27 protein-coding genes are annotated in these 24,974 nt (G+C 62.4%); 14 read left to right on the top strand and 13 right to left on the bottom strand.

The window, feature by feature from the left end; all coding sequences use genetic code 11:
* Positions 1-51 precede the first annotated feature (51 nt).
* From NKI72_RS02420 to NKI72_RS02405, 4 genes are all read right to left on the bottom strand, one after another.
* The gene (locus tag NKI72_RS02420; RefSeq protein WP_023674128.1) at positions 52-441 is read right to left on the bottom strand and encodes a type II toxin-antitoxin system VapC family toxin; all 390 of its coding nucleotides are present in this window, start codon (positions 439-441) and stop codon (positions 52-54) included.
* A complete protein-coding gene (locus NKI72_RS02415) occupies positions 428-703 on the bottom strand; it encodes an AbrB/MazE/SpoVT family DNA-binding domain-containing protein (protein ID WP_352449889.1) in 276 nt (91 codons plus the stop codon). Before NKI72_RS02415 ends, NKI72_RS02420 begins: the two co-directional genes overlap by 14 nt.
* A gap of 141 nt (positions 704-844) precedes the next feature.
* Entirely contained in the window at positions 845-2,257 is a 1,413-nt protein-coding gene (tldD, locus tag NKI72_RS02410; RefSeq protein WP_352501957.1) for a metalloprotease TldD, read from the bottom strand.
* A 128-nt stretch (positions 2,258-2,385) separates the two neighbouring features.
* The gene (locus tag NKI72_RS02405) at positions 2,386-2,910 is read right to left on the bottom strand and encodes an invasion associated locus B family protein (RefSeq protein ID WP_352449887.1); all 525 of its coding nucleotides are present in this window, start codon (positions 2,908-2,910) and stop codon (positions 2,386-2,388) included.
* Positions 2,911-3,282: 372 nt separating this feature from the next.
* On the opposite strand from NKI72_RS02405, the gene coxB reads away from it, so the two are divergent.
* The 11 genes from coxB to rnhA all read left to right on the top strand — a co-directional run bounded on the left by coxB (position 3,283) and on the right by rnhA (position 12,397).
* Positions 3,283-4,161: a cytochrome c oxidase subunit II gene (gene coxB / locus NKI72_RS02400; protein ID WP_352456886.1), complete on the top strand. Its 879-nt coding sequence runs from the start codon at positions 3,283-3,285 to the stop codon at positions 4,159-4,161.
* Positions 4,162-4,199: 38 nt separating this feature from the next.
* On the top strand, positions 4,200-5,852 hold the full coding sequence (ctaD, locus tag NKI72_RS02395; RefSeq protein WP_352470655.1) for a cytochrome c oxidase subunit I: 1,653 nt from the start codon (positions 4,200-4,202) through the stop codon (positions 5,850-5,852).
* Between the two features lie 76 nt (positions 5,853-5,928).
* Positions 5,929-6,873 carry a heme o synthase gene (locus NKI72_RS02390; RefSeq protein ID WP_352470654.1) on the top strand — a complete coding sequence of 315 codons (945 nt, stop codon included), beginning with the start codon at positions 5,929-5,931 and terminating at the stop codon, positions 6,871-6,873.
* Positions 6,870-7,037, top strand: coding sequence for a cytochrome c oxidase system small membrane protein (locus NKI72_RS02385; RefSeq protein WP_023674135.1), 168 nt, complete (start codon positions 6,870-6,872; stop codon positions 7,035-7,037). The genes NKI72_RS02390 and NKI72_RS02385 overlap by 4 nt, the downstream gene beginning before the upstream one ends.
* Positions 7,038-7,044: 7 nt before the next feature.
* Positions 7,045-7,677, top strand: coding sequence for a cytochrome c oxidase assembly protein (locus NKI72_RS02380; protein ID WP_352593359.1), 633 nt, complete (start codon positions 7,045-7,047; stop codon positions 7,675-7,677).
* Between the two features lies 1 nt (position 7,678).
* The gene (locus tag NKI72_RS02375; RefSeq protein ID WP_352449883.1) at positions 7,679-8,560 is read left to right on the top strand and encodes a cytochrome c oxidase subunit 3; all 882 of its coding nucleotides are present in this window, start codon (positions 7,679-7,681) and stop codon (positions 8,558-8,560) included.
* 82 nt (positions 8,561-8,642) lie between these two features.
* The gene (locus tag NKI72_RS02370) at positions 8,643-9,029 is read left to right on the top strand and encodes a DUF983 domain-containing protein (protein WP_352449882.1); all 387 of its coding nucleotides are present in this window, start codon (positions 8,643-8,645) and stop codon (positions 9,027-9,029) included.
* Complete coding sequence (locus NKI72_RS02365) at positions 9,026-9,781, top strand: SURF1 family protein (RefSeq protein ID WP_352612413.1); 756 nt, start codon at positions 9,026-9,028, stop codon at positions 9,779-9,781. The genes NKI72_RS02370 and NKI72_RS02365 overlap by 4 nt, the downstream gene beginning before the upstream one ends.
* 107 nt (positions 9,782-9,888) lie before the next feature.
* The gene (ispH, locus tag NKI72_RS02360; protein ID WP_254818458.1) at positions 9,889-10,893 is read left to right on the top strand and encodes a 4-hydroxy-3-methylbut-2-enyl diphosphate reductase; all 1,005 of its coding nucleotides are present in this window, start codon (positions 9,889-9,891) and stop codon (positions 10,891-10,893) included.
* A gap of 5 nt (positions 10,894-10,898) precedes the next feature.
* A complete protein-coding gene (locus NKI72_RS02355; protein WP_352456890.1) occupies positions 10,899-11,861 on the top strand; it encodes a homoserine kinase in 963 nt (320 codons plus the stop codon).
* A complete protein-coding gene (gene rnhA, locus NKI72_RS02350; protein ID WP_352501954.1) occupies positions 11,858-12,397 on the top strand; it encodes a ribonuclease HI in 540 nt (179 codons plus the stop codon). Before NKI72_RS02355 ends, rnhA begins: the two co-directional genes overlap by 4 nt.
* Positions 12,398-12,415: 18 nt before the next feature.
* Here rnhA and NKI72_RS02345 read toward each other — a convergent pair whose 3' ends face one another.
* The 3 genes from NKI72_RS02345 to NKI72_RS02335 form a co-directional block, all read right to left on the bottom strand.
* Entirely contained in the window at positions 12,416-12,895 is a 480-nt protein-coding gene (locus NKI72_RS02345; RefSeq protein WP_352612418.1) for a DUF2938 domain-containing protein, read from the bottom strand.
* A 147-nt stretch (positions 12,896-13,042) separates the two neighbouring features.
* Complete coding sequence (locus tag NKI72_RS02340; RefSeq protein ID WP_352612420.1) at positions 13,043-13,543, bottom strand: peroxiredoxin; 501 nt, start codon at positions 13,541-13,543, stop codon at positions 13,043-13,045.
* An 82-nt stretch (positions 13,544-13,625) separates the two neighbouring features.
* On the bottom strand, positions 13,626-14,432 hold the full coding sequence (locus NKI72_RS02335) for a protein-disulfide reductase DsbD domain-containing protein (RefSeq protein WP_352612422.1): 807 nt from the start codon (positions 14,430-14,432) through the stop codon (positions 13,626-13,628).
* A gap of 147 nt (positions 14,433-14,579) precedes the next feature.
* Between NKI72_RS02335 and NKI72_RS02330 the strand changes: the two genes are divergently transcribed.
* The gene (locus tag NKI72_RS02330) at positions 14,580-15,188 is read left to right on the top strand and encodes a YqgE/AlgH family protein (protein WP_031211061.1); all 609 of its coding nucleotides are present in this window, start codon (positions 14,580-14,582) and stop codon (positions 15,186-15,188) included.
* 23 nt (positions 15,189-15,211) lie between these two features.
* On the opposite strand, the gene NKI72_RS02325 is transcribed toward NKI72_RS02330, so the two are convergent.
* Genes NKI72_RS02325 through thrC form a run of 4 tightly spaced genes read right to left on the bottom strand, consistent with a single transcriptional unit; the run spans position 15,212 to position 21,419 of the window.
* Positions 15,212-18,100 carry an EAL domain-containing protein gene (locus NKI72_RS02325; protein WP_352612424.1) on the bottom strand — a complete coding sequence of 963 codons (2,889 nt, stop codon included), beginning with the start codon at positions 18,098-18,100 and terminating at the stop codon, positions 15,212-15,214.
* A 2-nt stretch (positions 18,101-18,102) separates the two neighbouring features.
* Positions 18,103-18,699, bottom strand: coding sequence for a GNAT family N-acetyltransferase (locus tag NKI72_RS02320; protein ID WP_352470647.1), 597 nt, complete (start codon positions 18,697-18,699; stop codon positions 18,103-18,105).
* A 15-nt stretch (positions 18,700-18,714) separates the two neighbouring features.
* On the bottom strand, positions 18,715-20,007 hold the full coding sequence (locus tag NKI72_RS02315) for a M16 family metallopeptidase (RefSeq protein ID WP_352470646.1): 1,293 nt from the start codon (positions 20,005-20,007) through the stop codon (positions 18,715-18,717).
* Between the two features lie 14 nt (positions 20,008-20,021).
* Positions 20,022-21,419 carry a threonine synthase gene (thrC, locus tag NKI72_RS02310; RefSeq protein ID WP_352501950.1) on the bottom strand — a complete coding sequence of 466 codons (1,398 nt, stop codon included), beginning with the start codon at positions 21,417-21,419 and terminating at the stop codon, positions 20,022-20,024.
* A gap of 128 nt (positions 21,420-21,547) precedes the next feature.
* Between thrC and NKI72_RS02305 the strand changes: the two genes are divergently transcribed.
* On the top strand, positions 21,548-22,246 hold the full coding sequence (locus NKI72_RS02305; RefSeq protein ID WP_352612429.1) for a hypothetical protein: 699 nt from the start codon (positions 21,548-21,550) through the stop codon (positions 22,244-22,246).
* A gap of 38 nt (positions 22,247-22,284) precedes the next feature.
* On the opposite strand, the gene NKI72_RS02300 is transcribed toward NKI72_RS02305, so the two are convergent.
* Positions 22,285-22,974: an HAD family hydrolase gene (locus NKI72_RS02300; RefSeq protein ID WP_023674153.1), complete on the bottom strand. Its 690-nt coding sequence runs from the start codon at positions 22,972-22,974 to the stop codon at positions 22,285-22,287.
* A gap of 180 nt (positions 22,975-23,154) precedes the next feature.
* Between NKI72_RS02300 and NKI72_RS02295 the strand changes: the two genes are divergently transcribed.
* Positions 23,155-24,288 (top strand): site-specific DNA-methyltransferase, encoded by a 1,134-nt coding sequence (locus tag NKI72_RS02295; protein ID WP_352470643.1) that lies wholly within the window; start codon positions 23,155-23,157, stop codon positions 24,286-24,288.
* 65 nt (positions 24,289-24,353) lie between these two features.
* Here NKI72_RS02295 and NKI72_RS02290 read toward each other — a convergent pair whose 3' ends face one another.
* On the bottom strand, positions 24,354-24,965 hold the full coding sequence (locus NKI72_RS02290; protein WP_352470642.1) for an HAD family hydrolase: 612 nt from the start codon (positions 24,963-24,965) through the stop codon (positions 24,354-24,356).
* Positions 24,966-24,974: the final 9 nt, after the last annotated feature.

Genomic DNA, 24,974 nt, shown 5'->3' with positions numbered 1-24,974 from the left:
CAGGCTGACCCTGTGGCGCGCTTTTGTGCCGCGCTGGGCCGCTGTGAGCTGCTATGCTTCTTGCACGCGTTCGTATCCGGCCGCCTTCGCGGCCCTGACGAACTTGCGGTCAAAAGTCGCGAAGCCAGCGCAGTGAGCGGACTTGCCCAGATGCAGCGCATCAGCGAAATCCAACCCCTGTTCCGAGAGGTCGAGCGCGGACGACACGACCGCCCCGTCTTCCACCTCTACCGTGGGAAGCCCGCTAAACACCCGTAGCGTACGGGCGATTTCAAGCGGCGCAAAACCGTAGGCGCTGCGCAACACCCATTCGACTTCCAGCATCACCGTGACGGCGACAAAGACCGGCTGGCTATCGATCAGCGCCCGGGCGCGGGAAGACTGCGACGGGTGATCGCCCGTCAGGTAGCGGACGATCAGGTTGGTATCAATTGCGAGCATGGCGCCGCCGCGCTTCGGCGAGCACGCCCGCGTCCATTTCCTCCAACGTCTTCGGCCTGCCACTATAGCGCAGCGATCCAAACACGTCCTCTGGCCGTGTCTCGGCGAAGACTGGCGCAGGCTTCAGTAGCACGCCCTCCGGGGTATCCTCGACCAGAAGGCGTGTGCCGGCATGCCATTCCCTCCGTTTCCGGATCGCGCTGGGCAGGATGACCTGTCCCTTGGTCGAGACCGTAGTTACGAGCTTCTTTGCGGCAGCCATCTGCGCACGTCCTTAGGTGTAAGACGAATGTAAGATAGTCGAAGCTCTCCGCAAATTCAAGGCGCAAGCTACTCCTACTTCAATGCAGTGGGCGGCGGGGATTGGTTGTTCCGGAGCGGCGATAATTCGGCGTCAACTCCATCAAACCCTGGTGCCGCCGACTGTCATCTGGTTCATCCTGAGATGCGGCTGGCCGACGCCGACCGGCACGCCCTGTCCGGCCTTGCCGCACATGCCGATGCCGGTGTCGAGCTTCATGTCGTTGCCGATCATCGCCACACGATGCATGGCATCCGGCCCGTTGCCGATCAGCATGGCGCCCTTGATCGGTTGCGTCACCTTGCCGTTCTCGATCATGTAGGCTTCGGTGCAGCCGAACACGAACTTGCCCGAAGTGATGTCGACCTGGCCGCCGCCGAACGACACGGCATAGATGCCGTTCTTGACCGAGGCGATGATCTCGTCCGGCTCCATGTCGCCCGCTGTCATGTAGGTGTTGGTCATGCGCGGCATAGGCTCGTGCGCGTAACCTTGGCGTCGCCCGTTGCCGGTGGCTTTCATGCCCATCAGCCGGGCGTTCTGGCGGTCCTGCATGTAGCCGACCAGCTTGCCATCGTCGATCAGCACGTTATGGGCCGATGGCGTGCCCTCATCGTCGACGGTAAGCGAGCCACGCCGCTCGGGCAGGGTGCCGTCATCAACGACGGTGACGCCTTTCGCTGCCACCTGCTGGCCAAGCAGGCCGGCAAAGGCCGACGTCTTCTTGCGGTTGAAATCGCCTTCCAGCCCGTGGCCGACGGCCTCGTGCAACATGACGCCCGGCCAGCCGCTCGACAGCACGATGTCGAAAGTGCCGGCAGGTGCTGGAACCGCTTCGAGATTGACCAGCGCTTGCCGCAATGCCTCCTTGGCCGCGTGCCGCCAGCTGTCCTCGATCAGGAATTCACCAAAATCCTTGCGGCCTCCCATGCCGTAGGAGCCGCTCTCCTGGCGGTCGCCGTCGCCGACCACCACCGACACGTTGATCCTGACCAGCGGACGGATGTCGCGCACCATCTGGCCGTCGGCGCGCATGATCTCGACATGCTGCCAGGAGGCGGCGAGCGACGCCGTCACCTGCCTGACGCGCGGATCCTCGGCCCGCAGCCATGCATCGATTTCCTGAAGCAGCTTGGCCTTGGCCTCGAAGGAAGGCGAGGGGATAGGGTTTCCGTCGCCGTAGAGGTGGCGGTTGGTGCGGGCAGGCGCTGCGGCAAGCGTGCCGGAATAGCCGCTCTTCACCGTCGAAACGGCATCGGCGGCGCGCAGCAGCGAGGCTTCGGAGAGATCGCTGGAATGGGCGTAGCCGCTGGCTTCGCCGGCGACGGCGCGCAGGCCGAAACCCTGGTCGGTGTTGAAATTCGCGGTCTTCAGCTTGCCATTGTCGAACATCAGCGATTCGCTTTCGCTATATTCGAGAAACAGTTCGCCGTCGTCGGCGCCGTTAATAGTTTCGGCAACGATTTGCTTGATGCGATCGTCGGAAATGTCAAATTGGCCGATCAGGCTGTTCATGGCAGGTCCATTCGCAGGAGGATTGTTTCCCACGATGTAGGCGCGAAGGCCCGCACAGACAATCTGAAATGAGATTTGCCGTGACCTCGGCCGGTCAACATCACTGGATCGTGTTACAAGACCCAGTCTCAAGGCAGGGCGGCAAAGCCGTCGGCGAAACCCTTGAGGTCGACGGGAATGCCGATGCCCTCTTCCGGCGTCTGGAAAACGATGAAGGTGGCGGACGTACCGGTCTTCAGCGTGTCGAGCAGCGGCTTTTCCAGGATGACCTCGGCATAGCAGCCGTCCTGGAAACAGCGCACGAAATAGGCGCGGCCGATATCCTTGCCGTCGACATTGAGGCCGAGGCCGTTCGGCAACAGCACGCCGAGCGGCGCCAGCACACGCAGGATTTCGGCCTTGTTGTCGGCTGTGCGCAGCACGACGACGGAAAGACCCATTTCCGGACGGTCCTCGGCGACGACGTTCTGCATCATCACGCATTGTTCGGATGTAGCACCGGCGGGCGTATCGCAGATAATCGACCACGCCCCATGCGTTGACTTCACCGTGCCGCTTGGCTGCGCGGCATTGGCCAGGCCGGCGCCGGACAAGCCTATTGCGGCGGCAACAAAGATGACCTTCGCCAAGGTTCTCGAAAGCCAAGGGTTCATGACGGCTCCATTGCGAATCACGGCACTTTAAGCCGCACTAAACCCAAGTAAAGGACGAGACCCCGGCGATCTGCCCCGACACAGGCGACAATGCGCTTTTCAGTGCCAATTTCGCCCTAATTGCGACAGCTCCGCACGCCGCGCGGCTCATTCTACCCGGATGCCGCTCTGGTGATTCGCGGCGAGCCGTCACCGCACGAAGCCAGCGCCGCACTTGCGCGCAAAAATGCCGCACGGGTTCCGGCGCTCCTTTCTTGCGGAGGCAAATAGAGTATGGTTTGAACCAGCCTTGAATTGTCCGGGATTCCCGTCCCGGCCATTGTTCGACATTCTTGCGGTCCGATCGCGAGGAACTGGGAGATGACGAGGGCGATGAGAAAATTCCTGGCAACCGCCAAAATCGTAGCTAGTGCCGCCGCCACATTGTTTGCCGCTGCATCCGCTCATGCAGCCCAGCCCCAACCTTGGGAAACCAGTTTTCAGCCTCCGGCGACCGACATTATGCGGCAGATCGAGTGGTTCGGGAACTACTCGTTCGCGTTCATCATTGTGATCACCGCCTTGGTGCTTTTCCTGATTGCCTACTGCATTTTGCGGTTCCGGGCGAGCGTCAACCCGACGCCGTCGCGCACCAGCCACAACACGCTGATCGAGGTCATCTGGACTGTCGGTCCCGTGGTTATCCTGCTCTGTCTCGCCATTCCCTCGTTCCAACTGCTGACCGCGCAATACACGCCGCCGGAAGAAGCCAAGCTGACCGTCAAGGCGACCGGCAATCAGTGGAACTGGGACTACGAATACCAGGTCGACAACACGCTTTCCTTTAATTCCGCGATCCTTCAGGATGCCGACAGGGCTGCTGCCGGCAAGGAAGATCGCGCCGAGTATCCGCGCCTGCTCGCCGTCGACAATGAGATGGTGGTGCCGGTCAGCACCATGACCCGCGTGCTGGTGACGGCGACCGACGTCATTCACGCCTTTGCCATGCCGTCCTTCGGCATCAAGACCGACGCGGTGCCGGGCCGCATCAACGAGGTCTGGTTCAAGGCCGACAAGGAAGGCCTCTATTACGGCCAGTGCTCGGAACTCTGCGGCAAGGACCACGCCTTCATGCCGATCGCCATTCGCGTCGTCTCCGATGCACAATACAAGACCTGGCTGGCGGCAGCCAAAACCGACCTTCCCGGCGCCAACAAGGCGCTGATGGCCGAGGTCGATGGCACGAACAAGGTAGCGGCCGCCGGCAATTGATGCCGCGACCAGAAAAGATTCAGGGAACGGAGCCGACCATGGCGCACGCTGCAGCTCACGACGACCACGACCACAAGCCGTATCATGGCTGGGTCCGGTGGGTGTATTCGACCAACCACAAGGACATCGGCACGCTTTATCTGATCTTCGCGATCATGGCGGGCTGCATCGGTGGCGCCTTGTCGGTCGTCATGCGCATGGAATTGCAGGAGCCGGGCATCCAGATATTCACTGGCCTGGCGCAGATGGTCTACGGCATGAATGGCGACGCCGCCATCGACGGGGGCAAGAGCATGTACAATGCTTTCACCACCGCGCATGCGCTGATCATGATCTTCTTCATGGTGATGCCGGCGCTGATCGGCGGCTTTGCCAACTGGATGGTGCCGATCATGATCGGCGCGCCGGATATGGCCTTCCCGCGCATGAACAACGTCTCGTTCTGGCTGCTGCCGCCGGCTTTCATCCTGCTGATTTTCTCGGCCTTCGTCCCGAGTGCGCCCGGCGCCTACGGCGTCGGCGGCGGCTGGACGCTTTATCCGCCGCTGTCGACATCGGGCCAGCCCGGACCGGCCATGGACCTGGCGATCCTGTCAATCCACATCGCCGGCGCCTCCTCGATTCTTGGCGCTATCAACTTCATCACCACCATCTTCAACATGCGCGCGCCCGGCATGACCATGCACAAGATGCCGCTTTTCGCCTGGTCTGTGCTGATTACCGCCTTCCTGCTGCTGCTGTCGCTTCCGGTGTTGGCCGGCGGCATCACCATGCTCTTGACCGACCGCAATTTCGGCACCACCTTCTTCGCCCCGGACGGTGGCGGTGATCCGATCCTGTTCCAGCACCTGTTCTGGTTCTTCGGCCATCCGGAGGTCTACATTCTGATCCTGCCGGGTTTCGGTATCATCAGCCATATCATCTCGACCTTTTCGAGGAAGCCGGTGTTTGGCTATCTCGGCATGGCCTATGCGATGGTTGCCATCGGCGCGGTGGGCTTCATCGTCTGGGCCCACCACATGTACACGACGGGCCTATCGCTCGACACCCAGCGCTATTTCGTCTTCGCCACCATGGTCATCGCGGTGCCGACGGGTGTGAAGATCTTCTCGTGGATCGCCACTATGTGGGGCGGGTCGATTTCGCTCAAGACCCCGATGCTGTGGGCGATCGGCTTCATCTTCCTGTTCACTGTTGGCGGCGTCACCGGTGTGCAGTTGGCCAATGCCGGCCTCGACCGCCCGCTGCACGATACCTATTTCGTGGTCGCGCACTTCCACTACGTGCTGTCGCTGGGCGCGGTCTTCGCGATCTTCGCCGGCTGGTACTACTGGTTCCCGAAAATGACCGGCTACATGTATTCGCCCGTGATCGCCAACACCCACTTCTGGGTCACTTTCGTCGGCGTCAACCTGGTCTTTTTCCCGCAGCACTTCCTCGGTCTTTCCGGTATGCCGCGTCGCTATATCGACTATCCGGATGCCTTCGCCGGCTGGAATATGGTGTCGTCCTACGGCTCGTACATCTCGGCTATCGGCGTCGTCATCTTCCTGTTCGGCGTCTTCGAGGCGTTCCAGAAGAAGCGGGTCGCCGGCGCCAATCCTTGGGGCGAGGGTGCGACCACGCTGGAATGGCAGCTGCCTTCGCCGCCGCCGTTCCACCAGTGGGAACAGTTGCCGAAGATCAAGTAGGCGGTTGCCTCCTTTAATACGGAACCGCCGGCCGACCGGCGGTTTTGGCCAACGGAATGATGGACTTTAAGTACGCATGGCCCTTGCCGAAGACAGACTGATTGACGAGCCGGGCTTCCGCATGTCGGAAGCGACAGCGGGCGATTTCTTCGCCCTGCTGAAGCCGCGCGTCATGTCGCTGGTGGTGTTCACTGCGTTTGTCGGCATGGTCGCCGCTCCGGTGACCATCAATCCGCTGCTGGCGGTGATCGCGATCCTAGCTATTGCCATCGGCGCCGGCGCCTCCGGTGCGCTCAACATGTGGTATGACGCAGACATCGATGCGGTGATGACGCGCACCGCCGGCCGTCCCGTGCCGGCCGGCCGTATCCGGCCAGGCGAGGCATTGAGTTTCGGGCTGGTGCTGTCGGTTCTGTCGGTGATGACGCTCGGCGTGCTGGTCAACTGGTTGGCAGCATCGCTTCTGGCCTTCACCATCTTTTTCTATGCCGTCATCTATACGATGTGGCTGAAGCGCTGGACGCCGCAGAACATCGTCATCGGCGGGGCTGCCGGTGCCATTCCGCCGGTCATAGGCTGGGCGGCGGTAACCGGATCGGTCAGCCTCGAAAGCTTGGTGCTGTTCCTGGTCATCTTCCTGTGGACGCCGCCACATTTCTGGGCGCTCGCGCTGTTCAAGTCGGAGGACTACGCCAAGGCAGGCATTCCGATGATGCCGAATGTCGCCGGCCAGGCCTCGACCAGACGCCAGATCTTTGCCTATGCGCTGGTCCTCGCGCCGGTTGGCGTGCTGCCCTGGGTTCTCGGGTTCACCACGCCGGTCTATGGCATCGTTGCATTGCTGCTCGGCGCCGGCTTCGTCTGGTATGCGTGGAGGGTGCTGCAAATGGCCGATGACGACCGGGCGATGAAGCCGGCCAAGGCCTTGTTCGGCTATTCGCTGCTCTATCTCTTCGCCATCTTCGCCGCCTACCTTGGCGATTGTGTCGTCGCGCGCGCGCTGACCATTGGTGGAGCATGAGCATGGCCGAAAAGAAGCTTGAACTGGTCACGTTGACCGAACGTCAGCAGAAGGCCCGCCGCAATCGCTCGGCCGCAATCGGTTTCGCGCTGGCGGCGCTGGTCGTCATATTCTACGTCGCGACCATCGTGAAATTTGGTCACAGTTTCCCCGGCTCGATGTGAGCTTAACATGACCAGGCAAACAGTCACCGATCCTAAGAAGAAGAATACGAACCGCGTCGTCGCCGGCGTCTGCATCGCGTTCTTCGGCGGCATGATCGGCATGGCCTACGCCGCGGTGCCGCTCTACGCGATGTTCTGCCAGGCGACAGGCTACGGCGGCACCGTCAAACGGGCGACCCAGCAATATGCCGATCGGGTGCTCGATCGCGACATCACCATCCGCTTCGACGCCAACACCGCCGGCGTTCCCTGGCAATTCCAGCCGGTCGCTCGCTCGATCACCATCAAGATCGGCGAAACCGCCGAGGCGCATTTCAGCGCGACCAACAAATTCAGCCGTCCCATCACTGGACGCGCCACCTTCAACGTGCAGCCGGAACTGGCCGGACCTTACTTCAACAAGGTCGAGTGTTTCTGCTTCACCGACACGACGCTGAAGCCGGGCGAGACACTGGACATGCCGGTCGTCTTCTATGTCGATCCCGACATCGTCAACGCGCCGGAATTGAAGGATCTGACGACGATTACCCTGTCCTACACGATGTTCCCGGTCGACAAGACCAAGCCGGTCGCATCATCGGTGCCGGCCGACGGCCGCCGCAACAAGATTTCAGATACCGAAGCAAGCCTCGGGGGTTGATATGGCAGACGCACACGCAAAACCACAACATGACTACCACCTCGTCGACCCGAGCCCGTGGCCGTTCCTGGGCTCCGTCGGGGCGCTGGTGACCGCGTTCGGCGGCGTCTGTTACATGCAATACCTCAAGGGCGGCGATTTCCCGATCTTCGGTTTCAATGTCGCCAATCCATGGCTGTTCTTCATCGGCCTGCTGATCGTCATCTACACGATGTTCGCCTGGTGGTCGGATACGATCAAGGAGGCGCATGAGGGACACCACACCCGTGTCGTGTCGCTGCATCTGCGCTACGGCATGATCATGTTCATCGCCTCCGAGGTGATGTTCTTCGTCGCCTGGTTCTGGGCCTTCTTCGACGCCAGCCTGTTTCCGGGCGAGGTCCATCAATACGCCCGTACTGCCTTCACCGGCGGCGTCTGGCCACCCAAGGGCCTCGAAGTTCTCGACCCTTTCCATCTGCCGCTCTACAACACCGTCATCCTGCTTCTGTCGGGTACCACGGTGACCTGGGCGCACCACTCGCTCATCCACGGCGACCGCAAGGGCCTGATCAATGGCTTGGTGCTGACCGTCGGCCTCGGCATGCTGTTCACGATGGTGCAGGCCTACGAGTACATGCACGCGCCGTTCGGCTTCAGGGATTCGATCTACGGCGCCACCTTCTTCATGGCGACCGGCTTCCATGGTTTCCACGTCATCATCGGCACGATCTTCCTGTTGGTCTGCCTGATCCGCGCCATAAAGGGCGATTTCACGCCCAAGCAGCATTTCGGCTTCGAGGCCGCCGCCTGGTACTGGCACTTCGTGGACGTGGTGTGGCTGTTCCTGTTTGCCTCGATCTACGTCTGGGCATCGAACGGCGCGATGATCGAACCGCACTGAGATCGAACTGAGGAAATCGACAAGGCGGCTGCGGCGACGTGGCCGCCTTATCTTTTGCGGCAAATGCTCCTAGGATGATCCCATGAGCGACGACAAGGCGATCTGGCCACCAATCGATCCGATCTCGGCCGGCTTGCATGGCCGCTGCCCCCGCTGTGGCGAGGGCAAGCTGTTCTCCGGGTTCCTCACGGTCGGCAATCGCTGCAGCAATTGCGGCCTCGATTATTCTTTCGCCGATGCTGGTGACGGGCCGGCGGTGTTCGTTATCCTGATCATCGGCTTCATCGTCGTCGGCCTGGCGTTGTGGATGGAGGTGACGCTCAATCCACCGCTTTGGCTGCATCTGCTGCTGTGGATTCCGCTGACGCTGGTGCTTTGCCTGGCGGCGCTCCGGCTGATCAAGGGCGTGCTGCTGACGCTGCAATACCGCAACAAGGCGGCCGAGGGCCGGCTGGACCGCGGCGAATGAGCGAGGCATCAGGTTCGGTGGCCGGCCGGTCGCGGCCCAAGCGCGCATTGGCGCTCGGCCTGGGTATCGTCGTGTTTTTGATCCTGCTGGCGCTCGGCACCTGGCAGGTTCAGCGCCTGCACTGGAAAGAGGGCCTTCTCCAGACGATCGACCAGCGTACGCATTCGGCGCCTGTACCATTGGCCGAGGTCGAAAAGCGGTTTGCTGCCGCCGGCGACGTGGACTACACGCCGGTGATAGTGACCGGCACTTTCCTGCATCAAGACGAGCGGCATTTCCTCGCCACCTGGGAAGGCCAGTCCGGTTTCGACGTCTTCACGCCGCTACAGCTCGACGATGGCCGTTTCGTGCTGATCAACCGTGGCTTCGTGCCTTACGATTTCAAGGATCCAGCCAAGCGGCCGCAGGAACAGGTAACGGGCAAAGTGACGGTGACGGGGCTCGCCCGTAACCCGCTGCCGGCCAAGCCCTCGATGATGCTTCCCGACAATGATCCGCAGAAGAATATCTTCTACTGGAAAGATCGTGACGCGATGGCCTCGAGCGCCGGCCTGCCGACAGGTGCGGCGCTGGTGCCGATCTTCATCGATGCGAACGCCACGCCCAACCCCGGCGGGCTGCCGGTTGGCGGTGTCACCGTCATCGACCTGCCGAACAGCCATCTGCAATATGCGATAACCTGGTACGGCCTTGCCGCCGCCCTTGCCGGCGTCCTGATCTCCTGGCTCCGCCGCCCGGCGAAAGACCAATGATCGCCGCCATTACCCTTGACAGGGCAGGGCCGCGCACCTCATTTCGCGCCTTGAGCTCAGAAGTCATAGTCCGATCAACCGGCCTACAATCAGCGTAAGATGCAATCATGCTTCACACAAAGCCGCCGCTGACCATCCGGCTCTGCCAGCCCCGCGGTTTCTGTGCGGGCGTTGACCGTGCCATCCAGATCGTCGTGCTGGCGCTGAAGAAATACGGCGCGCCGGTCTATGTCCGCCACGAGATCGTGCACAACCGCTACGTCGTCGAAGGGCTGCAAAGCCTCGGCGCGGTGTTCATCGAGGAGCTCTCCGAGATCCCGCCCGAGCATCGCCAGAGCCCGGTCGTCTTTTCGGCGCATGGCGTGCCGAAATCTGTGCCGGCCGACGCCCAGTCCCGCAACCTGTTCTATCTCGACGCGACTTGCCCGCTGGTCTCGAAAGTCCACAAGCAGGCGATGCGCCATCAGCGGCTTGGCCGCCACGTGCTCTTGATCGGCCATGCCGGGCATCCGGAGGTGATCGGCACAATGGGCCAGTTGCCGGACGGCGCGGTAACTCTGATCGAGACCGAGGCCGACGCCGCAAGCTTCGTGCCCGCAGACCCACAAGCGCTCGGCTTCGTCACCCAGACGACGCTGTCGGTCGAGGATACCGCCGGTATCATCCGCGCCCTGCAGCAGCGTTTTCCCGAGCTGCACGCGCCGGCGGCGGAATCGATCTGTTATGCCACCACCAATCGCCAGGAAGCGGTCAAGGAAACAGCGGCCGGCGCCGATCTCTTCCTGGTTGTCGGCGCACCTAACTCGTCCAACTCGCGGCGCCTGGTCGAAGTGGCCGAGCGCGCCGGCGCCTCGATGTCGCTTCTCGTGCAGCGCGCCTCCGAAATTCCGTGGAATGAGATTGCCGGCATTTCGACGCTCGGCCTGTCGGCGGGCGCCTCGGCGCCGGAGATCATCGTCGACGAGATCGTCGATGCGTTCAGGCAGCGCTTCGACGTGACCATCGAGCTGGCCGTGACGGCGACGGAGACGGAGGACTTTCCGGTGATGCGGGTGTTGCGCGATGTCGAACTGACGGCTGCCGACATGGCCTTCGTCAACGGGGCCGCGTAGCAACGATGGCGGTTTACACCGACGTCAACGAGGGCGAGCTCGGCGCATTCCTCAGGAACTATCCGGTCGGCGACCTCTTGTCCTACAAGGGCATCGCCGAAGGCACCGAAAACTCGAATTTTCTGCTGCACACCAGCAGCGGCTCCTACATCCTGACGCTTTACGAGAAGCGCGTCGACAAGGCTGACCTGCCGTTCTTTCTCGGCCTCATGGCCCACCTCGCCAGAAAGGGCATTTCGTGCCCGCTCCCGGTCACCGCACATGATGGCGGTGTGATCGGAACACTTGCCGGCCGGCCGGCGGTCATCATCACCTTTCTCGAAGGCCTGTCGCTGCGGCGGCCGACGGCTGCACATTGCGGCGAGGTCGGCAAGGCGCTGGCGGCACTGCATCTCGCCGGCGCGGATTTTCCGATGACCCGCCCCAACGCCCTTGCCATCGATGGCTGGCGCAAGCTGTGGAATGCCGCCCGCGCCCGCGCCGACGAGGTCGAGCCGGGACTGGCGGCCGAGGTCGATGCCGATTTCGCCGATTTCGAGCGGAACTGGCCGAACGGTCTGCCGCAAGGCATCATCCATGCTGATCTTTTCCCGGACAATGTGTTTTTCCTCGGCGAGAAACTGTCCGGGCTGATCGACTTCTATTTCGCCTGCAACGACCTCTATGCCTATGACGTTGCCACGTGCCTGAACGCCTGGTGCTTCGAGAAGGATTTTTCCTTCAATCTGACCAAGGGCACGGCGCTGCTTGCCGGCTACCAAAGCGTGCGGCCGTTGAGCAGTGACGAGAAAGCTGCGCTGCCGATGCTGGCGCGCGGTTCGGCGCTGCGCTTCATGCTGACCCGGCTCTACGACTGGCTGACGGTCCCGGACGGCGGCCTGGTGATGAAACGCGACCCGACCGAGTATATCCGCCGGATGCGCTTCCACCGGGCGATCAACTCTCCTTCCGAATATGGACTGACATGACCAAGCGCGTTGAAATCTTCACCGATGGTGCCTGTTCGGGCAATCCCGGGCCTGGCGGCTGGGGCGCAATCCTGCGCTTCAACGGCGCAATCAAGGAGCTCCATGGTGGCGAGGCTCTGACCACCAACAACCGCATGGAGTTGTTGGCGGCCATCTCGGCGCTCAATGCGCTCAAGGAGCCTTGCGTCGTCGATCTTTATACCGACAGCAACTACGTCAAGGACGGTATTTTCGGCTGGATCGACGGCTGGAAGCGCAACGGCTGGAAGACCGCCGCCAGGCAGCCGGTGAAGAATGCCGAGCTGTGGCAGCAGCTCGACGCTGCGCGCAACCGCCACCAGGTCACCTGGCATTGGGTCAAGGGCCATGCCGGCCATCCCGAGAACGAGCGCGCCGACGAATTGGCGCGGCTCGGCATGGCGCCATTCAAGACGAAGTCGGCGAAACCCGTGCTCGCGTCCGTGCCGCCGGAGGAAGGCACCCAGTCCAGGCAATCGGCGGCCAAGAAGGTTCGGCGCTCGACCCAGAGTTATTGATCCGGTTGAACTGGCGTGTCAGCGGATCAGAAGGGCGGTGCCGAACAGTCCGATGGCAAACACCGTATGCGACACAAGATTGAGGGCGCGGACCTGCATCGGATTGGGCCGCTTCGAAGCGGCCCAGCCGGCGCCCAGGCCGGGCGCCAGCAGAAACCACCCGGCGCCGACGGTGACGATGCCGAGCATAAAAGCCGGCAGGAAGGTCGGCGCGGTGAGCCAGGCCGTTCCGGCCAGCACGACCAGTATGACGCCGTAGACGATGCCGACAGCATAATGAAAGGCCCAGCCAAGTACTGATTCATGCGGGTAGGGCGAGGCCTCGCCAATGTCGTCATGGAAGACCTTGCCTTCCCTGAGATGCCAGACCCAGCGGCCGACCAGCCCCCAGTTCGGCCGCGGCTGAGCAAACGCCTTGTTCAGGAAAATCGCCCAGACATCCATAAGCGCGGTTGCGCCGATGCCGATCGCGACGCTGCGCCAGACGATGTCAGACATAATCGAGGTCCCCAGAAGCAAGCAGTCCCGAAGGGCCGACGCATGGTCCCGAAAAACCGGGTCGGCTTTCGGAAGGATCATGCGCCGATGCAAAGTCAGCGTCCTTTGGACGTTGAGCGCTCGAAGGCGCCCTTTGCCGTGCCTGGCCTAGGCTGTCGCCAGGACGGAAAGCTGTCCGAGAATGTGAGCCGCACCGGATTCGTCGACGCCGGGCTTTGTCTCGACATTGAGTGCGGTGACCTTGCCGTCATCGACGATCATCGAAAAACGCTTCGAGCGTAGCCCCATGCCGCCGCTGGAGAGGTCGGCGTCGAGGCCGACGGATTTGGCGAAATCGCCATTGCCATCGGCAAGATAAAGGATTTTGCCTTCACCGCCGCTGAAGCGGGCCCAGGCCCCCATAACGTGAACATCGTTGACCGAGACAACGGCGATAGTGTCGACGCCGCGCGCCAGGATGGCGTCGTAATTGTCCAGGTAGCCGGGCAGATGATTGTTGCTGCAGGTCGGCGTGAAGGCGCCTGGAACGCCAAACAGCACGACCTTCTTTCCTGAGAATATCTCGCCCGTCGTTATCGGCTTTGCACCGTCGGCGGTCATTGTCTTGAAGGTCGCATCGGGCAGTTTGTCGCCAACGGAGATCGTCATGATGGTCCTCGCTTGGAAATGGAAGGGAGTGTCCTTGCGATAGCGAATTAAGGCGCGCCCGGCAACCGTCCAGACGTTGGCATCACGGGAATGGCAACAGGCCTTCGACCGCGCCTGCGGCACTTGTCAGTGTGTAGTGCAGGCCGCCATCGGTTGGCGTTGTCGACGGCCTGTCGAGGATCGGCACAGTAAAGATCAGCTTGCCATCCTTTTCGCTGCGTGCCGGGGCACCGAACATGTAGTCGCGTTCGCCGGCAACGAAGAAGTCGGCGCCCTCGGGGCTGCCCGGAAAGCTCGCTTCGACAATCAGCGTTTCGTGGTCGCCCGGCAGTACGTTTATGCCGAAATCGGGCGTTGCCGTGGCAGGCAGGGTGGCAAGGCCTGCCTTGACCAGTGCCGCGTCCCCGGCGTTGTCCGGATCGGCGCCGGGATCGACGGTCAGCCTTGTCTGCACCGGGATGCAGATGGTTTCGCAGATGCCGAGGAAAATGTCCGCATCGATGACGGCCGGCTGGCCGGGCGCGGCAAGCGTGAACGTCACCGGCAACGAAACGGGGTGGTCGTAGCCGGCCCATTTGCCGTAGCCGTCGTCGTGGCGCTGCGGCGGCGGAAACGAAAGCGTCGCGTCGGCAATGTTGGTGCTGGCCGAGACGTCGATCTGTGGCGGCACGCCCGCATCGCCCGGATCGCGCCAATAGGTCTTCCAGCCGGGCTTCAGCGCAATGTCGAGGACGCCCTGGAGACGCCCGGCCTCATCGGCCTTGCCGCTCGTTACCAGCCGCACCCTGCCGCCTTCGCTGTTGTACCAGGCCGATGAGGAGGCTGAGGCGGGGAGGCCGGTCGCCGATCCAATGGCTACGCCAAGCAGCAGGATTTTCAAGCTTTGCATGGCAATGATTTGATCGTCTGTTGATGGCCGCACAATGATTTCATGACGCCGCCGGCATCATATTTGCGTGACCTTCGATTTACGAGCCTGATCAAATCGGGCGCCGCCCATCTTTTCGACGCCCCGGAAACGCGTTACGCTGTGGCCATGGATTTGTTGCGCCATAAAAGGACGGCCGCAGGACCCGGCTTTCTCGACGATCAGTTCCTGATTGCCATGCCCGGCATGAAGGATGACCGCTTCACGCGCTCTGTCATCTACATTTGCGCGCACAGCGACGAAGGCGCGATGGGGCTGATCATCAACCAGACGCAGCAGATGCTGTTTCCGGACCTGCTCGTGCAACTCGGCATCATGAACGAGCTGGAGGCAATTCGCCTGCCGCCACCGGCGCGCGACTTCGTCGTGCGCAATGGCGGACCGGTGGATCGTAGCCGCGGCTTCGTTCTGCATTCGGGCGACTACCGGGTGGAATCCTCGCTCGCCGTGTCCGACGATGTCTGTCTGACCGCGACCGTCGACATATTGCGCGCCATCTCCTCCGGCCGCGGACCCCGGCGGGCTCTGATGGCGCTTGGCTATGCCGGCTGGGGTGCGGGCCAGCTTGAAAACGAGATCGTCGAGAATGGCTGGCTGACTTGCCCGGCAAGTGCCGAGCTTCTGTTCGACGCCGACATCGATCGCAAATATGACCGGATCCTCGCCTCGATCGGCATTGATCTCGCGCATCTCAGCCTGGCTGCCGGTCACGCCTGAACCTCATTACGTCCTGAAACTTGTCACGCTTGGGTCAACGGATACTGTTCCTTCAGCGTCTTCAGCACCTGGTCGCCCGGCATCGGCGCGCCGAACATGAAGCTCTGCACGTACTCGCAGCCCATCTGCCGCAACTCCAGCGCATCGCTCTCGTCCGAAATGCCTTCGGCGACAACCGACAGGCCGAGTTCATGCGCCATATTGACCATGGATTTGAGCAGCACCGCACGTTTCGGCGTCGCGTCGTCGACGAAGCTCTTGTCGATCTTGATGGTGTCGAATGGAAAGCGCGTCAGATAGGCCAGCGATGAATAGCCGGTGCCGAAATCATCCAGCGACAGGCCGATGCCAAGCTGCTTCAGCTTGGTCAGCACATGGGCGGTCTGCTCGGGATTGTCCATCACCAGCGATTCGGTGAGTTCGAGCCGGAAGCAGCGCGGTTTCAGGTTGGCTCGCGCGATCACCGAGCGGACGTCGCTGACCAGGTCGCGGCGGATGAGCTGACGGCTGGACAGATTGACCGAGACCGACAGCGGCGCATCGCCGATCTGCTTTTGCCATCCCGCCAGGTCTTCGGCAGCCTGTTGCATGGCGAACAGCCCAAGCTGCACGATCAGGCCGCAGTTTTCGGCGACCGGAATGAAATCAGCCGGCGGGATCATGCCGCGACGCGGATGGTCCCAGCGCAGCAGCGCTTCGAAGCCTGCCACGCTGCCGTCCTCCAGCCGCACGATCGGCTGGTAGGCAAGCGTGAATTCGCGTCGTTCGATGGCGCGGCGCAGATCGGACTCGAACTGCAGCCGGTCGGTGCCGACGGTGCGGAAGGCGGGACGGAACGGCTCGATCCGGTCGCCGCCGAAGCGCTTGGCCTGATGCATGGCAAGCTCGGCATCCTTGACCATGTCCTCGGCCGAGGTCTGCGTGGCGGTCCAGGTGATCAGCCCGATCGAGGCCGTCAGCACGATCTCGCGCTTGGCGAAGGTGATCGGGTTGTTGATGGCGTGCTTGATGGCATCGGCAATGGCCGCGATGCGGGCCGGATCCTGCTCCGACAAAAGCATCAGCGCGAACTGGTCGCCGGCAAAGCGCGACAGCGAATCCTTCGGCTTGAGCAGTCGGTGCAGCCGCCGCGCGATAGTCAAAAGGATGGTATCGCCGGCCGAGATGCCGAGCCCGTCATTGACCTGCTTGAAGCGGTCTATGTCGATGACGAAGACGGTCGGGCGCACCTTCTCTTCGGTGCGGGCGATCGAAATGATCGCCTCCAGCCGGTTCATGAACAACTCGCGGTTGGGCAGGCCGGTCAGATTGTCGTGCACGGCGTCATGCAGCAGCCGTTCCTCGGACTTCTTCTGCTCCGTCACGTCGACCATGGTGCCGACGCAGCGGATGACCTCGCCGTCCGAGCCGATCACCGGCCGGGCGCGCAGCGAAAACCAGTGATAGTGCCCGTCGGCGCCGCGCAGGCGGAAGTTTTGCGACACCCGGCCGCGCCGGTGCTCGAGCACCACGTCGAGTGTCGTGCGAAACGTGTCGCGGTCGTCGGCATGCAGCACCGGCAGCCAGTTGCGGGCGGGCCCGCCGAGACTGTTGGGGGCAAGGCCGAGCTGACTGCTGACGTCGGGACGAGTGACGACGCGGTCGCGCAGCACGTCCCAGTCCCACACGGTATCGCCCGATCCGGCAACCGCCAGCGCCTGCCGCTCGAGATCGGAGAACAGGCCCTGATGCAGGGCGCCGCCGGCAAAAGCGTGCTGCATCACCGTGAAGCCGATCAGCAGGATGATGAGGATCAGCCCGCCGCCCAGCGCCGGCTGGGCGATATCGTTGTCCAGCATGCCGGTGATTGCCATCCACGATCCGCATAGCCACAGCAGAACCATCACCCAACTGGGCACCAGCATGATGGCGCGGTCGTAACCGCGGATACCGAGGAAGATGATCAGGCCGAGCCCGGTCAGCGCGGTGGCGGCGAAGGACAGCCTGGCAATGCCGGCGGCGACCGCCGGATCGATGATGGCGACACCGGCGATCAGCACCAGCCCGAGAATCCAGACCAGCGCGCCGTAGCTGAAATGGCCGTGCCACCGGTTGAGGTTGAGATAGGCAAACAGGAACACCACGAAGGTCGCCGCGAGCGCCACCTCCGTTCCGGCGCGCCACATCTGCTCATTGCCGGGTGAGATCTCTATGATCTTGTTGAGAAAGCCGAAATCGACGCAGATATAGGCAAGCACCGCCCAGGCTAGGGCCGCCGTTGCCGGGAACATCGAGGTCCCCTTGACGACGAAAAGAATGGTCAGGAACAGCGCCAGCAGGCCGGCAATGCCGATGACGATGCCACGAAACAGCGTGTAGGAATTGACCGAGTCCTTGTAGGATTCAGGGTCCCACAGATAGACCTGCGGCAGCTTGGGCGAGGCGAGCTCGGCGATGAAGGTAATCACCGTTCCGGGGTTCAACGTCACCCGGAACACGTCGGCGTCGGGGCTGGTCTGGCGGTCGAGCGCAAAGCCTTCGCTGGGCGTGATCGCGGCGATACGGGTCGAGCCGAGATCCGGCCAGAACAGGCCGGAATTCACCAGCCGGAAATGCGGTGCGACAATCAGCCTGTCGAGCTGCTGGTCGGTGGTATTGGCCAGCGCGAACACCGCCCAGTCACCGCTCGAGCGCGCATCATTTGCCTCGACCTCGATGCGCCGCACGATGCCGTCCGGGCCTGGCGCGGTCGACACCTGAAAATTCTCGCCCTGGTTCCGGTAGATCAAGACGGCCCCCGAAAGATCGAGCGCAACGTCGTCGCGGGCGATCTTGATCGGTTCTACGGCAAAGGCCGAGGACGCCGCGCAGAGCGTGACGATTGCCGCCAGCATAAAGGCAAGCAGCGACCCCTTGCGCAGAAAATTCGTCAAAATCAGCCCTTTGTTCCAACGCCCGGCGGATCGTCCGCGATTCGGGCGTATAGGTAATGGTCCTGCCAGATGCCGTTGATCCTGAGATAGGATCGTAGCAGTCCTTCGCGCCGGAATCCGGCTTTTTCAAGCACGCGGATCGACCGGGCGTTGTCGGGAATACAGGCAGCTTCGATCCGGTGCAATCGCAGCGTTTCGAAGGCGAAACGCGTCACCACTCTTACGGCATCGGTCATCAGGCCGCGTCCGCTGAAGCGCTCGCCGATCCAGTAGCCGATATGGCCGCTTTGGGCGACCCCGTGGCGGATATTGCCGAGGGTGATACCGCCGGCCAGCTTGCCGCTGCTTTTCTCGAAGATGAAGAAGGCGATCGCCGTCCCCTGCGCGTAGTCCTCGCGGTAGCGCCCGATACGATGCCGCCACGCCGTGCGGTCGAGTTCGTCAGGGGTCCATCGCGGCTCCCACGGCTCAAGGAAGGCGCGGCTTTCACTGCGCAGCACCGACCACTCGCGATAGTCGTTGGTCAGCGGTACGCGCAGCGTGACAAGCTCGCCCTTCAGTGCCGGCAGGTCGCGGCGAAAGAAAGGGAGCGCGAACACGACGCTCGAGTAGGCTTAGACGGCGAGCTTGCGGGCAGTGGTCTGCGTGCCCGAAAGCGAATCGAGGATCGCCTCATAGGGCGCGAGCGTACCCACCGGCCCGACGGCTGTAAGCGTCGGCTTGGTCGAAAAAAGCCGCGACGACAGGTCCGTCAGCCGCTCGACCGTCAGCGCCGACAGCCGCTCCATCAACTCTTCCTTGGCTATCGGCCTGCCGAACAGAAGCAACTGCCTGGCGATCTGCGAGGCGCGGCTGGCCGGGCTCTCGGCCGACATGATCAGCCCGGCGCGGTACTGCGCACGCGCCCGGTCGAGCTCCTCCTGCAGGATGTTTTCACCGGCCTTTTGCAGCTCGTCGATGATCACAGGCACCAGCTCGGCAATATCGCTTTGTCCGGTCGCCGCATGGACCCCGAAGACGCCCGTGTCGGAAAAACCCCAATGGAAGGCGTAGACCGAATAGCACAGGCCGCGTTTCTCGCGGACTTCCTGGAAAAGCCGCGACGACATGCCGCCGCCCAGGATCATCGACAGGACCTGGGAGGCGTAGAAATCGCGGACGTGATAGGCGCGGCCCTCGAAACCCAGCACGATCTGCGCGTCCATCAGGTCGCGGTCCTCGCGAAAATCGCCGCCGACATACTGCGCATATTGCGGGATGGTGCCGTCGGCCTTGCCGCGGAAGCTGCCGAGACGCTTTTCGACCTCCCGCACGAAATCGTCGTGCTTGATATCGCCGGCCGCCACCATCACCATGTTCTCGGCGCCGTACTGTCGTTCGATGAAGTCGTGCAGCTGCTTCGAAGTGAAGGATTTGACGGTTTCCGGCGTGCCAAGAATCGAGCGGCCGATAGTCTGGTGGCGGAAGGCGGTCTCGGTAAAGTGATCGAAAACGACGTCGTCGGGCGTATCGTGCGCGGCGCCGATCTCCTGCAGAATCACATGCTGCTCTCGTTCCAACTCCTGCGGATCGAATTCGGATTCCTGCAGGATGTCGGAAAGGATATCGACGGCCAGCGGCACGTCGTCGCTCAGAACCCTTGCATAATAGGAGGTCGTCTCGACGCTGGTGGCGGCATTGATCTCGCCGCCGACGTCCTCGATCTCCGAGGCGATCTCGAAGGCGCTTCGCCGACTGGTGCCCTTGAAAGCCATGTGCTCGAGCAAGTGCGCCATTCCGTGCTCTTCGTCACGCTCGTTGCGTGCGCCCGACTTGACCCAGGCGCCAAGGGCAACAGATTCGAGGCTTGGAAGGGTTTCGGTGGCGACTGTCAGGCCGTTCGACAGACGGCTTACCTCAACACCCATATGGCAATTACTCCCTAACGCGCCGCCCGCGTGTGGCGGCCGACATAATCTTCCACCATTTTCAGGTCGGATGGAAGTACCGTGTATTTTTCCTCGGCACTCATCAACCCGCCTAGCCATGCAGGCAGGGCAGGCGACACGCCGCTGGCGGCTTCGACGGCGGCGGGAAACTTTGCCGGGTGCGCAGTGCCCAGCACCACCATCGGCACCTCACCCGCAGCCTTGCCGGCGGCCACATGCACGGCCGCGGCGGTATGCGGGTCGAGCAGATAGCCGCTCGCCGCAAGTGTGGTGCGGATGGTGGCGGCGACCTCGTCCATGGTGGCGCGGCCGGCGTCGAATTCGGACCGGATCTTGGCGATTTCGCCGGCCTCGATGGTGAAGGCGCCGGACTGCTTGAGCCCGTTCATGTAGCGCCGCACGGCCGAGGCATCGCGGCCGGACGCTTCGAACAGCAAGCGTTCGAAGTTCGAAGACACCTGGATGTCCATCGAGGGGGACGTGGTCGAAAAGACCCCCTTCATGCGGTATTCGCCGGTTGCCAGCGTGCGCGCCAGAATATCGTTGTCGTTGGTGGCGATGATCAGCCGTTCGATCGGCAGCCCCATCTTCTTGGCGGCATAGCCGGCGAAGATGTCGCCGAAATTGCCGGTCGGCACGGTGAAGGAAACCGGCCTGTCGGGCGCGCCGAGCGACAGCGCGGAGGAGAAATAATAGACGATCTGGGCCATGATGCGGGCCCAGTTGATCGAGTTGACGCCGGACAGCGATACCCGGTCACGAAAACCGTGGTCGTTGAACATGTCCTTTACCAGGCTCTGGCAGTCGTCGAAATTGCCTTCGATGGCCAACGCATGGACGTTTGCGGCGGTCGAGGTCGTCATCTGCCGCTGCTGTACCGGCGAGACGCGGCCGTGCGGGAAAAGCACGAAGATGTCGGTGCGGTTGCGCCCGGCAAAGGCATCGATGGCGGCCCCTCCGGTGTCGCCGGAGGTGGCGCCGACAATGGTGGCGCGCTGGTCACGCTCGGCCAGCACATGGTCCATCAGCCGTGCAAGAAGCTGCATCGCCACGTCCTTGAAAGCGAGCGTCGGGCCGTGGAAGAGCTCGAGCACGAAGCTGTTCGGCCCGGTCTGCACCAGCGGGCAGACGGCCTCATGGCGGAAGGTTGCATAGGCTTCGCGCACCAGCCGTTCGAACACCGGCGCCGCGATCTCGCCGCCGAGGAACGGCGACAGCACGCGGATGGCAAGATCGGGATAGGCAAGGCCGCGCATGGCGCGGATCTCGGCTGCGGAAAAATGCGGCCAGGCGCTCGGCAGGTAGAGCCCGCCGTCGCGCGCCAGTCCGGCCAGCACCGCGTCGGAAAATCCAAGCGCGGGCGCTTCCCCGCGGGTACTCACATATTGCATCGTCACGTTTCCATTGCTGCCGGGAATTTTCGCCCGCCGCGAGGTGGTGGATTTCTGCGCTGGATCAGTCGCATTTTTGCCGCGCGGTTGATATACGTCACCGGCTTTGCGAGAGGGAAGTGCAGTTCATGGCGTTTCATTCATTCAACGGTCGTTTTGTCGCGGGTGTGGCGCTCACCGGCTTTATGCTTGCCGCCGCAGGTTGCCAATCGAGCGACAATGGAATTCTCGGCTTCGGCAAAAAGGATGCGACGCCGCCACCGCCACCCGATCCAAAGGTGCTTTCCAGCCAGTTGCAGGCCTATTGCCCGAAAGTGACGTTGCGTGACGGCACCGCCTTCTTCAATACCTACGCCAAGAGCGGTCCGAAGCCGAAGAAAAAACCCGATGTTGCCGCCGAGGAAGCCGCCCAGCCGGCAGTGGACGCGGCAGGCGTCGATCAGCCGGACGATTCCGCCAAGATCATCTATCAGGCTTCGATCACCGATGTGACCCGCGACTGCAGCCGCGCCAACGGCTCCTTGTCGATGAAGATAGCCGTCGCCGGCAAGGTCGTGCCTGGCCCGATGTTCACCCCCGGGACCATCACCATGCCGATCCGCATCGCGGTGATGCACGGCACCGAAGTTCTCTATTCGCAGCTTCACTCCTATCAGGTCCAGGTTACCGATCCTTCGAGTGCCACGCAGTTCGTCTTCACCGATTCCAACGTCGTCGTTCCGGAGCCGACGGCGAAGGACTACCAGGCATATGCCGGGTATGACGAGGGCGCTTCGAAAGTAGCGACAGACAAGCCGAGGAAGAAGAAAGCCGCCGCGACCAACTAAGCCGCTGCATTCGTGCCACGGCGGTTGGAGGCGGCCTCTCAGGCGTCCGCCGACCATTCCGACAGCGCGGCGATCACGCTTTTCAGCTCCGCCCAGCGGCGGATGACCGTTTCCGCGCCGGCCTCGGTCAGCGCATCGGCGTGGCCGGGATAGCTGTGCGCCGCGCCGGTGAAGCCGATGACGCGCATTCCCGCCGTCTTGGCGCCGGTGACGCCATGCACCGAATCCTCGATGACAAAGGTGTTCGCAGGATCGGCCTTGAGCTTTTCCGCGGCGAACCGAAACACGTCCGGCGCCGGCTTGGATTTCCCGGTCGGGGTTTCCAGCGAGGAAAAGATACGGCCGGCAAAGAACGGCAAAAGCTGCACCTTCTCCAGCATGAATTCGATCCGCTCCGAGCGCGAATTCGAACAGACGCAGCGCGGCACTGCTACCGCGGCGACAGCCTCGTGCGCCCCGTCGATGGCACGCACGTCGCTGCGCAGCCTACGATCGACCAGCTGTTCCTCCTTGTCGATCAGCGAGGCCTGGAACGGGATCCGGGACTTTTCCTCGACCCGCATCATGATGTCCTTGAAAGTCAACCCGGCATAGACCTCGGAAATCTCCTCGGCCGATATCTCGTAGCCGGCCGAGGTCAACAGCTCGGCATCGATCCGCGCGGCGATGATTTCGGAATCGACGAGCACGCCGTCGCAATCGAAGATGACAAGGTCTGGCTGGGGCATGGTGATCCGGAAAGCGGGATGAAGGGAATGCCGAGGGCTTTTTGGTCGAAACGGCTCAGGCGGCGCGGCATACACCAACAGGCCGGGCTTCGCAAATTCGGCGGGCTGCTTCACTGAATATTTACGCTGATCGGTAACCATAACGGACAGTAAACAGTAACGCGTGCCTTGGGTGTCACAATGTCTGCCGTGCGTCTTCTCGACGAGCTTTCCGATGTTCCCCAGCAATCCGAGTGGCTGGATACGATCCTGAAGGGCGACTGCGTCGCCGCGCTCGAACGGCTGCCGGAAAAGTCGATCGACGTGATCTTCGCCGATCCGCCCTATAATTTGCAGCTCGATGGCGATCTGCACCGGCCCGATCAATCCAAGGTCGATGCCGTCGACGACCATTGGGACCAGTTCGACAGTTTTGAGGCCTACGACGCCTTCACCCGCGCCTGGCTGCTGGCGGCGCGCCGTGTGTTGAAGCCCAACGGCACGATCTGGGTTATCGGCTCCTACCACAATATTTTCAGGGTCGGCGCCAAGATGCAGGACCTGGGCTTCTGGATCCTCAACGACGTCGTCTGGCGCAAGACCAATCCAATGCCGAATTTCCGTGGCCGCCGTTTCCAGAACGCGCATGAGACGATGATCTGGGCATCGCGCGACCAGAAGGGCAAGGGTTACACATTCAACTACGAGGCGCTGAAGGCGTCGAACGACGACGTCCAGATGCGCTCGGACTGGCTGTTTCCGATCTGCACCGGCGGCGAGCGCCTGAAGAACGACAATGGTGACAAATTGCATCCGACGCAGAAGCCGGAAGCGTTGCTTGCCCGCGTCATGACGGCATCGACCAGGCCGGGCGACATCGTGCTCGACCCGTTCTTCGGTTCAGGCACCACCGGGGCTGTGGCCAAGCGGCTTGGCCGCCACTTCGTCGGCATCGAGCGCGAACAAACCTATATCGATGCCGCCATGGAACGTATCGATGCGGTCCGGCCGCTGGAAGGCGCCAATTTGACGGTACTGACCGGCAAGCGCGCCGAGCCGCGCGTCGCCTTCGTCACCCTTCTCGACAATGGCCTGGTGGCGCCAGGCGCCACGCTCTACGACGCCAAGAAGCGCTGGGCGGCAAAAGTGCGCGCCGACGGCACGCTGGCCATCGGCGACAGTGCCGGGTCGATCCACAAGATCGGCGCCGAGGTCCAGGGGCTGGACGCCTGCAACGGATGGACCTTCTGGCATTATGAGCGCAGCGGCGGCCTGACCCCGATCGACGAGCTTCGCCGCATTGCTCGGCTAGGCATGGAGCGGGCGGGCGCCTGACGGCTTCCGAGTTGCGGCAGATCGGTTAATGCGAAGGCTCAACCAACTCCTGGAACCGATTCAAATCACACTTTGATCCCAAGACTCTCAAGGTCCGCCCTGAGCGTCTTTGCATCGGTGAACAGCACCGACTGCCAGCCCGCCGCCTTGGCGCCGTCGACGTTCTTCTGGCTGTCGTCGATGAACAGCGTCGCTGACGGCTCGAGGCTGAACGCGGCGACGTGGTGGTCATAGATGGCGCGATCCGGCTTGATCTGGCGGATGTCGCCGGAAACGGTGACGCCGCGCGGCCGATTGAGGAAATCGAAGCGCTCGCGGGCCTCGGCGAGCGTATCTGCAGCGAAATTGGTGAGCATCGTCACGTCATGGCCGCTGTCGATCAGGCCGATCATGATGGCGACGCTGTCCTCATAGGCGTGAGGCACCATCTCGTGCCAGTGCCGGCGGAAATTGCGGATATTTTCGGCGTGCTCGGGATATTGCGCGATCGCCAGCGCTTCGGCCTCTTCCCAACTGCGGCCGCGATCCTGCTCGATGTTCCAATCATGCGTGCAGACATTGTCGAAGAACCATTTCCGTTCGTCGGGATCGGGGATCAAGCGACTGAAGGGCAGGTCCGGATCATAGTGGATCAGCACTTTGCCGATGTCGAAAACGATGTGGCGGATTTCAGTCATTCTTCTCTC

The organism is Mesorhizobium sp. M0437, assembly GCF_040321335.1.
Taxonomy (GTDB): Bacteria; Pseudomonadota; Alphaproteobacteria; order Rhizobiales; family Rhizobiaceae; genus Mesorhizobium.
Note: the sequence above shows the minus strand (reverse complement) of the source record. Positions and strands in the feature narration are given on the sequence as shown.

Coding starts and splice junctions, on each gene's coding strand:
- NKI72_RS02420 (WP_023674128.1), bottom strand. CDS start 441: ATGCTCGCAATTGATACCAACCTGATCGTCCGCTACCTGACGGGCGAT.
- NKI72_RS02415 (WP_352449889.1), bottom strand. CDS start 703: ATGGCTGCCGCAAAGAAGCTCGTAACTACGGTCTCGACCAAGGGACAG.
- tldD (WP_352501957.1), bottom strand. CDS start 2,257: ATGAACAGCCTGATCGGCCAATTTGACATTTCCGACGATCGCATCAAG.
- NKI72_RS02405 (WP_352449887.1), bottom strand. CDS start 2,910: ATGAACCCTTGGCTTTCGAGAACCTTGGCGAAGGTCATCTTTGTTGCC.
- coxB (WP_352456886.1), top strand. CDS start 3,283: ATGAGAAAATTCCTGGCAACCGCCAAAATCGTAGCTAGTGCCGCCGCC.
- ctaD (WP_352470655.1), top strand. CDS start 4,200: ATGGCGCACGCTGCAGCTCACGACGACCACGACCACAAGCCGTATCAT.
- NKI72_RS02390 (WP_352470654.1), top strand. CDS start 5,929: ATGGCCCTTGCCGAAGACAGACTGATTGACGAGCCGGGCTTCCGCATG.
- NKI72_RS02385 (WP_023674135.1), top strand. CDS start 6,870: ATGAGCATGGCCGAAAAGAAGCTTGAACTGGTCACGTTGACCGAACGT.
- NKI72_RS02380 (WP_352593359.1), top strand. CDS start 7,045: ATGACCAGGCAAACAGTCACCGATCCTAAGAAGAAGAATACGAACCGC.
- NKI72_RS02375 (WP_352449883.1), top strand. CDS start 7,679: ATGGCAGACGCACACGCAAAACCACAACATGACTACCACCTCGTCGAC.
- NKI72_RS02370 (WP_352449882.1), top strand. CDS start 8,643: ATGAGCGACGACAAGGCGATCTGGCCACCAATCGATCCGATCTCGGCC.
- NKI72_RS02365 (WP_352612413.1), top strand. CDS start 9,026: ATGAGCGAGGCATCAGGTTCGGTGGCCGGCCGGTCGCGGCCCAAGCGC.
- ispH (WP_254818458.1), top strand. CDS start 9,889: ATGCTTCACACAAAGCCGCCGCTGACCATCCGGCTCTGCCAGCCCCGC.
- NKI72_RS02355 (WP_352456890.1), top strand. CDS start 10,899: ATGGCGGTTTACACCGACGTCAACGAGGGCGAGCTCGGCGCATTCCTC.
- rnhA (WP_352501954.1), top strand. CDS start 11,858: ATGACCAAGCGCGTTGAAATCTTCACCGATGGTGCCTGTTCGGGCAAT.
- NKI72_RS02345 (WP_352612418.1), bottom strand. CDS start 12,895: ATGTCTGACATCGTCTGGCGCAGCGTCGCGATCGGCATCGGCGCAACC.
- NKI72_RS02340 (WP_352612420.1), bottom strand. CDS start 13,543: ATGACGATCTCCGTTGGCGACAAACTGCCCGATGCGACCTTCAAGACA.
- NKI72_RS02335 (WP_352612422.1), bottom strand. CDS start 14,432: ATGCAAAGCTTGAAAATCCTGCTGCTTGGCGTAGCCATTGGATCGGCG.
- NKI72_RS02330 (WP_031211061.1), top strand. CDS start 14,580: ATGGATTTGTTGCGCCATAAAAGGACGGCCGCAGGACCCGGCTTTCTC.
- NKI72_RS02315 (WP_352470646.1), bottom strand. CDS start 20,007: ATGGGTGTTGAGGTAAGCCGTCTGTCGAACGGCCTGACAGTCGCCACC.
- thrC (WP_352501950.1), bottom strand. CDS start 21,419: ATGCAATATGTGAGTACCCGCGGGGAAGCGCCCGCGCTTGGATTTTCC.
- NKI72_RS02305 (WP_352612429.1), top strand. CDS start 21,548: ATGGCGTTTCATTCATTCAACGGTCGTTTTGTCGCGGGTGTGGCGCTC.
- NKI72_RS02300 (WP_023674153.1), bottom strand. CDS start 22,974: ATGCCCCAGCCAGACCTTGTCATCTTCGATTGCGACGGCGTGCTCGTC.
- NKI72_RS02295 (WP_352470643.1), top strand. CDS start 23,155: ATGTCTGCCGTGCGTCTTCTCGACGAGCTTTCCGATGTTCCCCAGCAA.
- NKI72_RS02290 (WP_352470642.1), bottom strand. CDS start 24,965: ATGACTGAAATCCGCCACATCGTTTTCGACATCGGCAAAGTGCTGATC.